The 15,166-nt window shown below is 73.0% G+C and carries 13 protein-coding genes; 7 read left to right on the top strand and 6 right to left on the bottom strand.

The genetic code is table 11. From position 1 onward, the window contains the following. Positions 1 to 16: 16 nt before the first annotated feature. From mtrB to hpf, 4 genes are all read left to right on the top strand, one after another. Positions 17 to 1,750: an MtrAB system histidine kinase MtrB gene (gene mtrB / locus Prubr_RS06515; protein ID WP_212827589.1), complete on the top strand. Its 1,734-nt coding sequence runs from the start codon at positions 17 to 19 to the stop codon at positions 1,748 to 1,750. Beyond that, positions 1,747 to 3,570, top strand: a complete 1,824-nt coding sequence (locus Prubr_RS06510; protein ID WP_212822556.1) for a GerMN domain-containing protein — start codon at positions 1,747 to 1,749, stop codon at positions 3,568 to 3,570. Before mtrB ends, Prubr_RS06510 begins: the two co-directional genes overlap by 4 nt. Before the next feature lie 14 nt (positions 3,571 to 3,584). Further along, the gene (locus tag Prubr_RS06505; RefSeq protein WP_212822554.1) at positions 3,585 to 4,292 is read left to right on the top strand and encodes a ComF family protein; all 708 of its coding nucleotides are present in this window, start codon (positions 3,585 to 3,587) and stop codon (positions 4,290 to 4,292) included. A 294-nt stretch (positions 4,293 to 4,586) separates the two neighbouring features. Continuing rightward, on the top strand, positions 4,587 to 5,204 hold the full coding sequence (gene hpf / locus Prubr_RS06500) for a ribosome hibernation-promoting factor, HPF/YfiA family (protein WP_212822552.1): 618 nt from the start codon (positions 4,587 to 4,589) through the stop codon (positions 5,202 to 5,204). Positions 5,205 to 5,303: 99 nt separating this feature from the next. Here hpf and Prubr_RS06495 read toward each other — a convergent pair whose 3' ends face one another. Then, positions 5,304 to 6,413, bottom strand: a complete 1,110-nt coding sequence (locus tag Prubr_RS06495; protein ID WP_212827587.1) for a GNAT family N-acetyltransferase — start codon at positions 6,411 to 6,413, stop codon at positions 5,304 to 5,306. A 14-nt stretch (positions 6,414 to 6,427) separates the two neighbouring features. Then, positions 6,428 to 7,594, bottom strand: a complete 1,167-nt coding sequence (locus Prubr_RS06490) for a GNAT family N-acetyltransferase (protein ID WP_246568387.1) — start codon at positions 7,592 to 7,594, stop codon at positions 6,428 to 6,430. A gap of 154 nt (positions 7,595 to 7,748) precedes the next feature. Between Prubr_RS06490 and secA the strand changes: the two genes are divergently transcribed. Further along, complete coding sequence (secA, locus tag Prubr_RS06485) at positions 7,749 to 10,649, top strand: preprotein translocase subunit SecA (RefSeq protein ID WP_212822548.1); 2,901 nt, start codon at positions 7,749 to 7,751, stop codon at positions 10,647 to 10,649. Between the two features lie 184 nt (positions 10,650 to 10,833). Here secA and Prubr_RS06480 read toward each other — a convergent pair whose 3' ends face one another. The 3 genes from Prubr_RS06480 to Prubr_RS06470 all read right to left on the bottom strand — a co-directional run bounded on the left by Prubr_RS06480 (position 10,834) and on the right by Prubr_RS06470 (position 12,485). Next, entirely contained in the window at positions 10,834 to 11,550 is a 717-nt protein-coding gene (locus Prubr_RS06480) for an Rv3235 family protein (RefSeq protein WP_212822545.1), read from the bottom strand. Between the two features lie 156 nt (positions 11,551 to 11,706). Then, positions 11,707 to 11,934, bottom strand: coding sequence for a helix-turn-helix domain-containing protein (locus Prubr_RS06475; protein WP_212822543.1), 228 nt, complete (start codon positions 11,932 to 11,934; stop codon positions 11,707 to 11,709). A 65-nt stretch (positions 11,935 to 11,999) separates the two neighbouring features. Continuing rightward, positions 12,000 to 12,485, bottom strand: a complete 486-nt coding sequence (locus Prubr_RS06470; RefSeq protein ID WP_246568385.1) for an Lrp/AsnC family transcriptional regulator — start codon at positions 12,483 to 12,485, stop codon at positions 12,000 to 12,002. Between the two features lie 92 nt (positions 12,486 to 12,577). On the opposite strand from Prubr_RS06470, the gene Prubr_RS06465 reads away from it, so the two are divergent. After that, positions 12,578 to 13,036, top strand: a complete 459-nt coding sequence (locus tag Prubr_RS06465; protein ID WP_212822541.1) for a rhodanese-like domain-containing protein — start codon at positions 12,578 to 12,580, stop codon at positions 13,034 to 13,036. A gap of 107 nt (positions 13,037 to 13,143) precedes the next feature. Continuing rightward, positions 13,144 to 13,647: a DUF6912 family protein gene (locus Prubr_RS06460; RefSeq protein ID WP_425517986.1), complete on the top strand. Its 504-nt coding sequence runs from the start codon at positions 13,144 to 13,146 to the stop codon at positions 13,645 to 13,647. Positions 13,648 to 13,712: 65 nt separating this feature from the next. Here the strand turns inward: Prubr_RS06460 and Prubr_RS06455 are convergent, their stop codons facing one another. After that, positions 13,713 to 14,867, bottom strand: coding sequence for a hypothetical protein (locus Prubr_RS06455; RefSeq protein WP_212822540.1), 1,155 nt, complete (start codon positions 14,865 to 14,867; stop codon positions 13,713 to 13,715). Positions 14,868 to 15,166: the final 299 nt, after the last annotated feature.

Below are 15,166 nucleotides of genomic sequence, written 5' to 3'. Positions count from 1 at the left end.
GCGGGCGACCTGGCGTATCGGCGCGCGGCGCGGGGCGGTGGTGTGGCGCGCCGTCCTGCGGCGCGGTGGCGTGGTCGCCGCCGGCGTACGCCAGACCTGGCGCCGGTCGTTGCAGGTCCGGATCGTCACCATCACGCTGGTCTCGTCCGGTCTGCTGGTCGGCGGGTTCGCCTACATGGTGGTCACCCAGATCACCGGCAACCTGCTCGACAACGCGGTCGCCGACGCCAGGGAACGCCTGGAGACCAGCCGTGCCTACGCCTTCGACCAGTTGAGCGTGCATCCCCGGATCGAGCCCAGGCTGCAACGCACCTTCGACAGCACGGTGGTGGCGCTGGCCGGCGGTGATCCGGACGAGGCGGGTGTCGTGGTGGTGCTCACCGCGAGCGGCTATCCCACCATCGAGACCGCGACCTCGCCCAACGTCGACGCCAGCGCGTTGATCTCCAACGAGCTGCGGCGGACGGTCGCCGGCGGCGAGGTGGCCTCCCAGATCCGCACCGGCGACCTCGGCGGCGGGCCGACCAGATACCTGATCTACGGCTCCCCGGTGCCGGCGGGGTTCGGCCAGGCGGAGATCTACCGGCTGGTGCCGCTGACCACCCAGGAGCAGACCGCCGTCCAGGCCCGCACCACCGTCCTGGCCACCGGCGTCGCGCTGGTTCTGCTGCTGGCGGTGCTCGCGGCCCTGGTCACCCGGCTGGTCGTCAACCCGGTACGGGACGCCGCCCGTACCGCGCAGCGGCTCTCCGCCGGCCTGCTCGACCAGCGGATGGCGGTCAACGGCGAGGACGACCTGGCCCTGCTCGCGGCATCGTTCAACCAGATGGCCACCAACCTGCAGCGGCAGATCGTCCGGCTGGAGGAGATGTCCCGGCTCCAGCGCCGGTTCACCTCCGACGTCTCGCACGAACTGCGTACGCCGCTGACCACCGTACGGATGGCCGCCGACCTGATCTTCGCCGAGCGCGACGAGTTCGACCCGGCCGTCGCCCGCAGCGCCGAACTGCTCCAGGCCGAACTGGACCGCTTCGAGGACCTGCTCACCGACCTGCTGGAGATCAGCCGGTTCGACGCCGGCTTCGCGATGCTCGACGCCGAACCGACCGACCTGGTGCCGGTGGTGCAGCGGGTGGTCGACCGGCTCACCGGGCTGGCGCAGCGGTGCGGGGTGGCGCTGGAGGCACATCTGCCGGACGGGGCCGTGATCGCCGAAGTCGATCCGCGCCGGGTCGAGCGGGTCCTGCGCAACCTGGTCGGCAACGCCGTCGAACACGGCGAGGGCCGGCCGGTCGAGGTGACCCTCGCCGTCGACGCCTCGGCGGTGGCGGTCACCGTACGCGACCACGGGATCGGGTTGCGGCCGGGCGAGGAGAAGCTGGTGTTCAACCGGTTCTGGCGGGCCGACCCGTCTCGGGCCCGGCAGACCGGTGGGACCGGCCTGGGGCTGTCGATCAGCCTGGAGGACGCCCGGCTGCACGGCGGCTGGTTGGAGGCGTGGGGAGCGCTCGGCAAGGGCGCCCAGTTCCGGCTGACGCTGCCGGTACGGTCCGGCGACCGGCTCACCTCGTCCCCCCTGCGGCTGGTGCCGACCGAGGTGATGACCCCGATCGACCTGCGGGTCTCCGCCGACCTTCCGCTGTTGCCGGTCAAGCCGGACGGACCGTCCGTCGACACCGGTGCGCCTGCCGACGCCGCCGAGCCGGCCCCCGGCACCGCCGCCGGCACCCCGGCGGAGGTGACCCGGTGAGGCGCCGGCTGGTCGCGGCGGCCGTGGTGGCCGCGCTGGTCACCGGTCTCGCCGGCTGCGGCATTCCGGAGACGACCGGGGTACGCGTCGATGGTCCCGGCCCGGCGCCCAACTACCGCGGCGGCACCGGGGTGGCGCAGGCACCGCCGCAGCGGTCGGCGGCCGGCAGCGACCCGCAGACGTTCGCGGTCGCCTACCTGGAGGCGGCGGCCGGTGAGCTCGGCGGCGCGGTCGAGCGGGTCCGCGAGTTCATCGCGCCCGAGGGGCAGCCCGACCTGCGGGACAAGCCCGGCCCGGACGCGCAGGTGAACGTGGTGCGGTTGACCGAGTCGCCGCGCGTCACGGCGAACGCCGACGGCACCAGCACGGTGAACGTGTCGGTGCAGCAGATCGGGATCATCACCCGCAGCGGAGTCATCGACCCGCCGGTGGCAACCACCGACCACTACTCGTTCACGGTCGGGCGGGTCGCCAACAATCCCGGCCTGTTCGTTCTCAAGCCGCCGCCGGTGGTGCTGCTCAGCACCGAGGCGTTCGGCAAGTACTACCAGCCACGGACGATCTACTTCTGGAACGGCGACCAGACCGGGCTCGTCCCCGACCTGCGCTACCTGCCGCGCTCGGTGCCCAACGAACTCCAGGCCACCGAGGTGCTCGGCTGGCTGGCGGCGGGGCCCTCCGGATCGATCAGGTCGATCACCAAGGGGCTGCCGGAGGGCACCGTCCCGATCGGCAACGCGCCGGTGACCGACGGGCGCCTGGTGGTGAACCTGTCGGCGCAGGCCGTGCCGACCGGCGACGACGCCGAACTGAACCGGCTCGCCATCCAGCTCGCCTGGTCGCTGCGGCTCGACCTCCCCGACACCGACGAACTCGAACTCAAGATCCAGAATCAGACCCGGACGACCCTCGTCGCCGGGGAGAGGTTCCAGCAGGACCCGGTCTACGAGGTCGCCCCGGTGGCCGAGCGCTACACCGTCTACGCCGGGCAGGTACGCCGCCTCAACGACCCCGGCGAACCAGCGGGCGGACCGCCGCCGATCGCGCCGGAGGCGAACACCGGCGTGCAGTCGGCGGCCATCATCCGGACCGGGGAGATCTCCTCCGTGGCCCTGGTGACCGCCGCCGGCGACCGCAGCCAGCTGCAGGTGGGGGCCAGCACCGGGGCGGTCCGGATATTCCGGCCGACCGGGGCGGGTTTCGCCTCGATGGGCCGGCCGGTGTGGCTGCGTACGACCGATCCGCGCGGTCCCGTCGGCCTGGTGGTCGCCGACGGCCGGCTCTACCAGTTCGGCGTGGCCGCCGGCCTGACCGAGGTCGAGCTGCCGGGTACGGCCGGCCCGGTGACCGGGGTCGCGCCCGCGCTCGACGGCCACCGGATCGCCTACACCGCCGGCAACCGGCTGTACGTGGCGACCCTGATGGTGACCGGCGGGCTCGTCGAGGTGGCCGCCCACCGCCAGCTGACGACCTCGCTGACCGACGTGTCGGCGGTCGCCTGGACCGACGAGAACCGGTTGGTGACGGCAGGGCTGAAGAGCACCCGGCTGGCGCTGGTCGACATCACCGTCGACGGGCTGCTGGAGTCCTGGCTCGACGAGGACGTGCCGGCCACCCAGGTCACCAACATCTCCTCCTATCCCGACAACCCGGTGACCCGGCCCAACTTCGCCCGGCTGATGTACGAGGCCAGCGGGGTCGCCTGGTACCGGCATCTGACCAACGCGGAGCAGATCGACTCCACCGAGGTGGCCGGGGTCGGGCCGGGCGACACCGCGCCGGAGACGACCGTTCCGACCGCCCCGTTCTTCGTCTACTGACCCGGAGAGGTGGCGTGGTGGCCGCGGCCGGGCTGTGGGACGCGCTGACCGATCTCGTCCTGCCGGCGTCGTGCGCCGGCTGCCGGGCCGACCGGACACCGCTGCGGGCCGGAGCGTGTGCCGCCTGTGCGGCCGATCTGCAGGCGCTGCGCGCCGGTCCGGTACGCCCCACCCCGGCCCCGCCGGGCCTGCCCGACTGCGTGGCCCTGGGCCCGTACGCCGGGGTGCTGCGCGAGTCGCTGCTGTCCTACAAGGAACGGGGGCGGCACGGACTGGCCCGGCCGCTCGGCCGGTTGCTGGCCGAGGTGGTGGCGACGGCGGTGGGGCCGGACCGGCCCGTACTCCTGGTGCCGGTGCCGTCGACGGCCCGGGCCGCCCGGGCGCGGCACGGCGACCACCTGGGACGGCTGACCCGCCACGCGGCGCGCCGGTTGCGCGGCGCGGGCTGGCGGGTACGGGTGGCCCGCCCGGTGCGGGCGTTGCCCCGGCCGGATTCGGCGGAACTCACCAGCGCGCAGCGGGCCCGGGCGGCGGGCGCCGCCTTCCGGCTGCGGTCGCCTTCGGTACGGGCGGTGGCGGCCGGGCGGCGGGTCGTGGTGCTCGACGACATCGTGACCACCGGTGCGACGCTGGCCGCGGTGACGACGTTGCTCGCCGCGGCCGGCGTACGCGTCGACGCCGCGGCCGTACTGGCCGCCACCCGAAAGCGTGACCGTCGGTAACGTCACACCCGCGCGGGTGTGCCGGTCGGCACCTCGTACGCTGCTCGTTCTCGATTGATCGGGCGAATCGCCTCGAAACGGCTTTCGAAGTAGGGGTGACGTAGTGGCCAACAGGAGTTAGCGTCGTTGTCACCAGGGGTATGACTTTGATCAGCCCCGGCGCCCGCACCCGGAAAGGAGGCGTAGCCCCCAAAACAATCCGGTCGCTCTGGCGGGGTCGAACGACAAGGGCGGACAGGCCGACCGGGAAAGTCTCTGCAACTACGGACCATCCGATCGTCGGGGAGGTCACGCGTGGACATTGTCGTCAAAGGCCGCAACGTTGAGGTGCCCGATCACTACCGGGTTCATGTCGGCGAGAAGCTCGCCAAGATAGAGCGCTACGACCACAAGCTCATCCGGGTCGACGTGGAACTGTTCCACGAACGCAACCCTCGACAGGCCGACCACTGCCAGCGCGTCGAAATCACCTGTGTGTCCCGGGGCCCCGTGGTGCGGGCCGAGGCGTGCGCGAAGGACTTCTACAGCGCCCTGGACGCCGCGATCAGCAAGCTCGAGACCCGGATGCGCCGGGCCGCCGACCGCCGTCGGGTGCACCACGGCCGGCAGACGCCGGTGTCGGTGGCCGCCGCGACCGCGGATCTGCCGGTGGCCGACTTCGGCGCCGCGCCGGTCGCGACCCTGACCGAGGCGCCGGCGGAGAGCCGCTACGACGAGTCCGACGACCAGCCGTGGCACATCGTGCGGCACAAGGAACACTCCGGCCAGCCGATGACCGTCGACGACGCGCTCTTCCAGATGGAACTCGTCGGCCACGACTTCTATCTCTTCAACGACAAGGAGTCGGGCCTGCCCAGTGTCGTCTACCGCCGCAAGGGCTACGACTACGGGATCATCTCGCTCGCCAACTGAACCAGGACGTCCCCCGGACCATCCGTCGATCCCGTACCCAGGCGTCCGCCCGGGGCGGGATCGACCCGGTCCGGCCGGGGATCGGCGCGGTTGCGCCGGTCAGCCGGTGTCGCCGTCGCCCGGCAGCCGCGCGAACAGCACGTCGTCGTGCCGGGTGCCGTCCACACCGGGCAACCGGCCGCGCTGGTAGCCCTCCCGGCGGAACCCGGCCTTCTGCAGCACCCGCTGCGAGCCGAGGTTGTCCGGCAGCGTTCCGGCGGTCATCCGGGCGACGCCGACCTCGAAGGCCCACTCGGTCAGCAGCCGCGCCGCCCGGGCCGGGTAGCCCCGGCCACGCCAGGCGGGCAGCATCGAGTAGCCGATCATGGCCAGGCCGGTCGGCGGCTCGTGGTAGTACAGGCCGATGTCGCCGGCCGGCTCGCCGGACGCCGCGTCGCTGATCACCAGATCGGCGCGTTCGCCGGCCAGCCAGCGGGCCTCGGCCTGGCGGCACCGCTCCTCGATCCCGGCCCGCTGCGGCGGCACCGGCGGCACGCTGGTCGCGACCACGTCCGGCACCGAGAGCAGGGCGAAGAGGAAGTCGGCGTCGTCGGGCCGCAACGGCCGTAGGGCCACCACACCGTCGTCGAGCCGGCCGCCCGGCAGGTCCGGCAGCAGCCGGGGCGCCGGTTCGGCCGGGGCGTCGGCGAGGCGTACCCAGGCGATCAGGTCGTGCCGCCCGGTCCGGCCCGCGCCGGCCGACCGGCGTACGCCCTCGCGCCGGTATCCGGCGGCCAGCGCGACCCGCTGGCTCGGGGTGTTCTCCCACTCGGTGAGGAGTTCGACGCGGGCCAGCCCGGCGGCGAAGGCCGCGTCGGTGAGCGCCCGGGTCGCGGCCGTCGCCACGCCCCGACCGCGGGCCCAGGGGGCGACCCAGTAGCCGATCTCGCCCGAGGCCCGCGGCCGGTTGACCCGGTCCAGGCCGACCGCGCCGATCAGCCGGTCGGTGGCCGGGTCGGCGACCGCGTACGCCGCGCCGCCGGTCGCCCACACCGCCGTGGATCCCTCGGTGATCCACCACCGGGCGTCGGCCGCGGTGTAGGGGTGTGGGAGCAGGGACAGGAAGCGCTGGGTCAGCGGGTCGGCGCAGGCCGCCGCCACGTCCCCGACGTCACCTTCCCGGTACGGCCGCAGCCGTACCCCGTCGCCGTCGATCGGTTCCCGGGCCAGGCCGGTCAGCGGCATCATGCGCTCCTGTCGTCGACGAGCAGCGCGCCGACCCAGACGTCGACGCGGGCACCCCGGTGCGCCAGGCTGCCGTGGGCGACGCCCTCGACGGTGAACCCGGCCTTCTCCGCGACCCGGCGGGAGGCGGTGTTGCCGACGTGCGCCCGCCACTCGATGCGGTGCAGGACGAGACGGTCGAAGCCCCACGTACACACGGCGGCCAGCGCGGCGGACGCGTATCCCCGGTTCCGGGCGGCCGGGGCGATCAGGAATCCTACGTCGGCGACCGCCGGATCGGCGGCGGACAGCCGCAGCGCGATCGAGCCGGCGAACGTGCCGGCCGGTCCGACGATGGCGAAGGTCGCGCCGGTGCCGCGTAGCCACTGCTGTTCGGCCTGTCCGACGAAGTGTTCGGCGTCGCGCCGGTGATAGGGGTCGGGAACGGAGGTCCAGCGGATCGCCGCCTGGTCCCGACAGGTCGCCACGGCACCGTCGATGTCGGCCGACCCGGGGCGGCGCAGCCGGATCGGGCCGGCCGGGGCCTCGGCAGTCAGGGTCGGCTGGTCGCCGGTGAAGACGGCCGCCCGGCGGGCCTCGACCGAGCCGGGGCGGGCCGGTTCGCGACCGGGTGCCGGGGTGGGATCGTCCGGCAGGAGGGAACCGATCCAGCTGTCGGTGTCCCCGTGCCCCCGGCGTACGTCCCGGCGCAGGATGCCTTCCATGGTGAAACCGGCACGCAACGCGACCAGCCGGGAGGCGTGGTTGCCGACCTCGGCGCGCCAGACCAGCCGGCGCAGCCCGACGGACTCGAAGGCCCACCGTGCCACCATCCGGGTCGCCCGTACGGCGACGCCCCGGCCGCGCGCCCACGGCGCGGTCCAGTAGCCGATCTCACCCTGCCCGGCGGCCCGGTCGAGGCTGACCAGCCCGCAGGAGCCGAGCACTTCTCCGGTGGCCGCGTCGCAGACCGCGAACGGCGCGCCGGTGCCCGCGGCCCAGCCGGCGGGGGCGCGTTCGGCGACGAACCCCACGGCGTGCTCCGGCAGATAGGGCGAGGGGACCGTGGTCCACCGGCCGATCGCCGGATCCTGGCAGGCGCGGAGTACCGCGTCGGCGTCGTCGGGGCGCCACGGGCGCAGGGTCAGGCCGGCTTCGGTGATCGTCGGCGGCTCCACCGGCGCCATCCTGCCGGATGCTCCGGGGGTCACCAACGGGATTCGTCGTCAGTATCTGGGCGTAATGTTCGCTTACCTGCTTTTCCCTAGTAGGCGTGGCTGCCGTTTGCCCCCGGGATGCGCCTACGATGGTTCGGCAGACAGCCAAGGGGAGCGTTGATCCGTGTCGATTCTGGAAAAGGTACTGCGTGCCGGCGAAGGCCGCATGGTGCGCCGGCTCAAGGCCGTTGCCAACGCCGTCAACTCGATCGAGGACGACTACGTCGACCTGACCGACGCCGAACTGCGGGAGTTGACCGACCAGTACCGGGAGCGCATCGCCGACGGCGAGAGCCTCGACGACCTGCTGCCGGAGGCGTTCGCGACCGCCCGTGAGGCGGCGTCGCGGGTGCTCGGTCAGCGCCACTACGACGTCCAGATCATGGGCGGGGCGGCGCTGCACTTCGGCAACATCGCCGAGATGAAGACCGGTGAGGGCAAGACCCTGACCTCGGTGCTGCCCGCCTATCTCAACGCCCTGTCGGGCAAGGGCGTGCACGTGGTCACGGTCAACGACTACCTCGCCGAGCGTGACGCGGCCTGGATGGGCCGGGTGCACCAGTTCCTCGGCCTCAGCGTCGGCGTGATCCTGCCCAACCGGCCGTCCGCCGAGCACCGCGCCGCCTACGAGTGCGACATCACGTACGGCACCAACAACGAGTTCGGCTTCGACTACCTGCGCGACAACATGTCCTGGTCGAAGGACGAACTGGTGCAGCGCGGCCACAACTTCGCGATCGTCGACGAGGTCGACTCCATCCTGATCGACGAGGCCCGTACCCCGCTGATCATCTCCGGTCCGGCCGAGCACTCGGCCCGCTGGTACGGCGAGTTCGCCCAGGTCGTCGGCCGCCTCCAGGTCGGCAAGGACGGCGAGGGCGACTACGAGGTCGACTACGCCAAGCGCACCATCGCGGTGACCGAGCGCGGCGTGGCCAAGGTCGAGGACCGGCTCGGCATCGACAACCTCTACGAGTCGGTCAACACCCCGCTGGTCGGCTACCTGAACAACGCGATCAAGGCCAAGGAGCTCTACAAGCGCGACAAGGACTACATCGTCAACGAGGGCGAGGTCCTCATCGTCGACGAGTTCACCGGTCGCATCCTGCACGGTCGTCGCTACAACGAGGGCATGCACCAGGCCATCGAGGCCAAAGAGGGCGTGGAGATCAAGCAGGAGAACCAGACCCTCGCCACGATCACGCTGCAGAACTACTTCCGCCTCTACAACAAGCTGTCCGGCATGACCGGTACGGCACAGACCGAGGCCGGCGAGTTCAACAAGGTCTACAAGGTCGGCGTGGTGAGCATCCCGACCCACCGGGCGATGGTGCGGCTCGACCGCCCCGACGTCATCTACAAGACCGAGAAGGCCAAGTTCAACGCCGTCGTCGAGGACATCGCCGAGCGGCACGTTCTCGGCCAGCCGGTCCTGGTCGGCACGGTCTCGGTCGAGAACTCCGAGATCCTGTCGCAGCTGCTGCGCCGGCGGGGCATTCCGCACGCCGTACTCAACGCGAAGTTCCACGCCAAGGAGGCCGAGATCGTCGCCCAGGCCGGGCGCAAGGGCGCGGTCACCGTGGCGACCAACATGGCCGGCCGGGGCACCGACATCCTGCTCGGCGGCAGCGCCGAGCACCTGGCCGAGGCCGAACTGCACCAGCGGGGGATCGACCCGGTGGAGCACGAGGAGGAGTACGCCAAGGCGCTCGAGGAGATCCTGCCCAAGTGGAAGCGGGCCTGCGACGACGAGGCCGAGGAGGTCGCCGCCGCCGGTGGCCTCTACGTCCTGGGCACCGAGCGCCACGAGTCGCGGCGGATCGACAACCAGCTGCGCGGCCGGTCCGGCCGGCAGGGCGACCCGGGTGAGTCGCGCTTCTACCTGTCGCTCCAGGACGAGCTGATGAAGCGGTTCCGGGCGGGTGCGGTCGAAGCGGTCATGGAGCGCTTCAACATCCCCGAGGACGTGCCCATCGAGTCGAAGATGGTCACCCGGCAGATCAAGAGCGCCCAGGCCCAGATCGAGGGCCAGAACGCCGAGATCCGCAAGAACGTCCTGAAGTACGACGAGGTGCTCAACAAGCAGCGCCAGGTCGTCTACGCCGAGCGCCTCCGGGTGCTCAACGGCGAAGACCTCAACGACCAGGTGACGCACATGATCGACGATGTCGTCGACGCGTACGTCCGGGGGGCGACCGCCGACGGCTATGCCGAGGACTGGGACCTCGACCAGTTGTGGTCCAGCCTCAAGCAGCTCTACCCGATCGCGGTGACCGTCGAGGACCTGGAGGAGGAGGTCGGCGGCGAGCGCAACAACCTCGACCCGGACTTCCTGCTGACCCGCCTGAAGGAGGACGCCCACGCGGCGTACGACCGGCGCGAGGAGGAACTGGGCGAGGAGGCGGTACGCCAGCTCGAGCGGATGGTGCTGCTCCAGGTCATCGACCGCAAGTGGCGTGAGCACCTCTACGAGATGGACTATCTGCAGGAGGGCATCAGCCTGCGGGCGTACGCCCAGCGCGACCCGGTGGTGGAATACCAGCGGGAGGGCTTCGACATGTTCGCCAACATGATGGACGGCATCAAGGAGGAGACGGTCGGCTTCCTGTTCAACCTGGAGGTCCAGGTCGAGGAGGCCCCGCAGCCGGCGCCGACCGAGGACGGCGCCGCCACCCCGGCGCCCGACGACGCCGCCGTCGAGATCCGGGCCAAGGGCCTCGGACGGGCGCCACGCAACCAGGGGTTGCAGTACTCCTCGCCGACCATCGACGGTGCCGCCGGCGCCGGTGGGGTGCAGATCGAGAAGGCTCCGACGCAGCCGCCGGCCGGCCAGGGTTCCTCGGCCGCCCCGCCGGCCCCGTCCGCCCCGGCCCTCGGCGTCGGTGGTCGTCCGGCGCCCTCCCGGGCGTCCCGCCGTCCGGCCCCCGGCCAGGCCGTCGGCGGCAACAGCCCGTCGCGTAACGCGCCCTGCCCCTGCGGCTCGGGCAAGAAGTACAAGCGCTGCCACGGTGGCCCCGGCGCCTGAGACAGGCTTCCGGCCGGCCCGCCCGTAGCGGACCGAAACGGGCTCCCCCGCGACCGGCGGGGGAGCCCGTTGCCGTACCGGCGCCCCCGTGTGGCCGGTTGGCGCCCGGGACGCCCACCGTCACCACCGGATGGGCGCCCCGGGAGTCGGGCGGGGCGCGGATCACCCCGGGAGTCGGATGGAATCAGATCAGTTGGGCGGTGGTGCCGAGCCACACGCCGCGGCGGCGTTCCAGGCGGTAGGCCATCGCCCGGACCCGGCCGGCCCGGTCGAGCACGGCGGTCGCCTCGGCGATGCCGGGCAGTGGCTCGGAGACCCGGAGCAGCCTGGGGCGTAGCAGCTGCCGTGACCGGCCGCGGGCGGGTGGCTGCGGCCCGGCGAACCGCCGGTTGGCCGCCGTGATCCGCTCGACCACGGCCTCGGCGTCGACCGGGACGCAGAGCCGGCGTAGGTGGACGACCGGCCGGTAGCCGTTGAAGACCTCCAGGCAGGCGGCCAGGAATCGGCGGGCCGCCTGCCTGGCCTCCGGCGAAGCCGCGCCGGGGTCGGCCGCCGGCCCGCTCCCGATCGCGGTCACCTCGGCCGGGAACGGGACCGCCGGCGGATGCGTCTCCCCGGATGAGCCGGTCAGGGCCGCCGGACCCACGGCGGACGAGCCGGTGCGGGCCGGCCCGCGGGTGGCCCGTTCCCCGGGCCGGGGGACGGCAAGTGCCGGCGGTGACTCGGGTCGCTGGCCCCGGCGTCGGCGGGTGTCGGCGAGGTCGAGGGTGAGTTGCCCGGCACCGGCCAGTTGGCTCCACGGGTCGCGGGGCGATTCGTCGTCGTACGGCGGGTCGAGCGGTGGAACGGTGCGTACCCGTACGGACTGTCGGGCACGGGGCCGGGTCAGGGTCGCTCGCACGGCGTTCCTCTCCAGAGTCGATCTTGCGTTTGCTTTCGTTTGCTTCCGACAGCCCTAATTTGTAGATGGGCTCCAATCTCTCGGTCAACGCTCCTGCGGCACGAAAAAGCCACCCGCGACAACGCGCGGATGGCTGCGAAACAGTCCAAAGATGTATCAGTCGGGCTCGCGATCGACGAGCGGATTCTCCTGCACCCACTCGGCGGTCTCGGCGTACTTCCGCTGGATGTACTCCTCCAGCCGGGCTCGCTCCACCCGCCACTGACCCCGCCCACCGATCTTGATCGCGGGCAGCTCGCCACTGCGGACCATGTGGTAGACCTGCGAATCCGAAACGTTCAGTTCGGCGGCGACGTCGGACAGTTGCAGGAACCTGGGCTGCACGGCGACTCCCGGCGGTGGGGTGACTCCTGGTTGCCTCAGTTTGCCACCGGTGGCCTGCGATGCCGCTACCCGTGCGGCCCGGCCGCCCCCTCGACGGCACCGGCGGCCAGGTCGCGGCCGGGCAGCGGGCTGGAATAGACCACGCTGGTCGTCACCCCGCCCAGCCCCGAGATCCGCCCGGTCACCGACTCCAGGTGGCGCATCGACCGGGCCACCACCTTGAGTACGAAGCAGTCCTCCCCGGTCACGTGGTGGGCCTCGATGATCTCCGGGGTGGTGTCGAGCAGCGCCTGGAACGGCCGGTAGTTGCCCGTCGGGTAGCGCAGCCGGACGAGCGCCATGATCTCCAGGCCGACCCGGTCCGGCCGGACGATCGCCCGGTAACCGGCGATCACGCCGGTCTCCTCCAACCGCCGGACGCGTTCGGCGACGGCGCTCGGCGACATGGCGACGGTACGGGCCAGGTCGGCGTAGCTGGCCCGGCCGTCGGCCTGCAGCGCGGCGAGGATCCGCCAGTCCGTCTGGTCGAGCGCCGCTGATCCCATGGCCATCCGATGAATCTACCGTGGAAGCAGCGGCTGATCAGCCACCAGGGCGTTGATTCGGCGTTCCCCGGGGAGACGGTGCGCCGTACGGTCTGGGCATGACGACAACCACTGCGAACCCGGTGCTGGCGGTGCCACCCGCAGCACCCGACCAGGCCGCCGCCTGGTTCGCCGCCCGCCTGGCCGCGCAGACCGACGTGGCCGACGTACGGGCCGCGCTCCTGCTGGCCGACCCCGGCTTCACCCTGGTCGACAGCCGTTCCCTCGCCGCCTGGCGGCAGGGCCACATCCCGGGCGCGGTACACCTGCCGACCGCGATGATCCCGGTCCGCGGCGCCCGGCTGCTCGGCCCCGACCGACCGGTGGTCACCTACTGCTGGGGACCGGGCTGCGACGGCGCCACCCGGGCCGCGCTCGCCCTGGCCCGGCGCGGCCACCTGGTCAAGGAGATGATCGGCGGGATCGAGTACTGGATCCGCGAAGGGTTCCCGCTCCAGGTCGGCGACGAGATCCACGAGCGGCCCGCCGACCCGCTGACCGCCCCGGTGGCGCACTGACGCGTACCCCCTCCCGGCCCGTGTAGGACAATGTCCGGTGGTCGCGCCAGATCAGGGTCCGCGCGGCCACCGGCCCGCGCGCCGGTCGCGGAAACGGAGACCTCGCGGTGCCAGAACTGATCAGGGTGTACGTCCCGGCCACCGTGCCGATGCTGGCGATCCTGCGGGCCGAGGGCACCCTCCCCGGCCCGGCCGCGCACGCGGTGACCCCGGCCCTGCGGGAGTGGTACGCCGAGGGCGACGAGGAAGAGCTGGAGTACGTCGCCTTCACCCGCGCCGCCCAGGCCGCGCTCCCGCTGCTGCACGCCGACTCGGACGCACCCCGCCGACGGGTGGTCGTCTCGGCCGACCTGCCGGCCTCGGCGGTCCGCCCCGGCGAGTACGAACTCGGCTCCAGCACCGTCGGGCTGGCCGGACCGGTCCCGGTCCGGGCGGTCGCCGCGATCCACGTCGACAGCCCCGACGCGGCCGACGACGTCGCCGCCGCGGCCGCCGTCGTCGAGCGGGCCCTGGCCGGTGACGACGACGCGCAGTTCACCGTCGACGGGACCGAGGACCACGAACTGGAGTGGTACGACGCCTCCGAGCTGCCGATCCTGCTCGACGCCTGAGCCACCCGGCCCCCGTCGCCGCACGGCCCACCGCGGTCATGCGGCACGCCGTGACGGCCGGACCGTCAGCGGGTGGGCTTGAGGGTACGGCCGAACGCGATCGTCGTGGTGAGCGCGCCGATGAAGAGCACCATCAGGGCGAACATGATCCGGTCGCTGTCGGCCTGGACCCGGACCATCCGGTCCACCTCGCTGATCGAGCTGACCGCCTCGAGCAGCCGCGCCCCGCCGACCCGGGTGATCACCTCGCTGACCAGCAACAGCAGGCCGACGCCGGCCCCGCCCAGCATGTACGCCGGCCAGCGGGGCGCGGGCGTGTCCGTCGACCGCCGGCCGACCAGCCGCAGGTAGCCGAAGACGACGAACCCGGCGACCAGGCCGCTGAGCACCGTCGACGCGAGCGTGAGCCGGCCGGCGGCGCTCTGCTGCGAGGCGCCGCTCTCCCCGGCACCGAGCAGCGGCAGCAGCGGCTCGCGGAAGACGTTGACGAGCAGGACGACCGCGAACAGGGCGAGCGTGGCGGCGGCCACCCCGGCCACCACCGGCGCCCCGGCGCGGCCAACGGCGGTGGCGGCCGCCGCACCGCCGACGATGACCGCGGCGGCGACCGTGCCGGCGAGGATCGTGCCGGCCGAGCCGCCGTACCCGACGGTCACCGCGATCGCGGCGGCCAGCCCGGTGACCATGCTCGCGCCGATCCCGGCGGTGAACCGGACGGCCGTGCCCGGCCACCGGCGGGCGGCCAGGTTGGCGGCGGTCAGCCCGACGGCGGCACCGGCGACCACGCTGGCCGACACGACGTTGGGCAGCGCGATCGCGGTCGACGCCAGCGCGATCGCGTCGGTGACCGAGGTCGAGATCGCGTCGCGGAGCAGCCAGAGGGTGGCGGCCAACCAGCCGACGGCGAGCACCGCCAGCAGCGCGGCGCCCGGCGCCAGCACGCCCGGCCGGTCGTCCGCGCCGTCCGGATCGAGGTCGTCGTCCGCACGGTCGTCGTGCCCGTGGTCGTCGTCCCGGGGGGCGTCGTCGCTCCCGGTCGGGGCGGCGTTCCCGGGGCGGGACGCGGCCGGCCCGGTGGTCGGGGGATTGGCCGGCCCGGTGGTCGGGGAATTGGCCGGCCCGGTGGTCGGAGGATTGGCGTCGTCGGGCGCCTCCGCGGCCGGCACCACGGTCGGGTCGCCGGCCTTCGGTGGCGCGGTGGCGCCGGACTTGTCGGTCATCGTCTCCCCTCCCGGGCGACCGGCCGCGCCGCTGCGACGGCGCGGGATCGGGCGCGGCGCCGCGACGGCGCCGGCTCATCAGGGTACGCCGCCCGCCTGAGCCGTCCGGTCGGCGGCGCGTGCCCGGCCGCGCGGCGGGCCGCCGGACGGTCCCCGACCTGGGCGGCGGTGGCCGGGGCTCGGGGTGGACGCCCTTCGACGTGCGAGTATTGGGATGGACCCGACACCGTGGCATTGGCACCCCCGGAGTCGTCACGCGTTTCGTCGGAACGGCGGCGTTGGCGGGTCCGGTTTCGTCT

The organism is Polymorphospora rubra, from assembly GCF_018324255.1.
Classification (GTDB): domain Bacteria; phylum Actinomycetota; class Actinomycetes; order Mycobacteriales; family Micromonosporaceae; genus Polymorphospora; species Polymorphospora rubra.
This window is presented reverse-complemented; position numbering and strand designations above follow the sequence as displayed.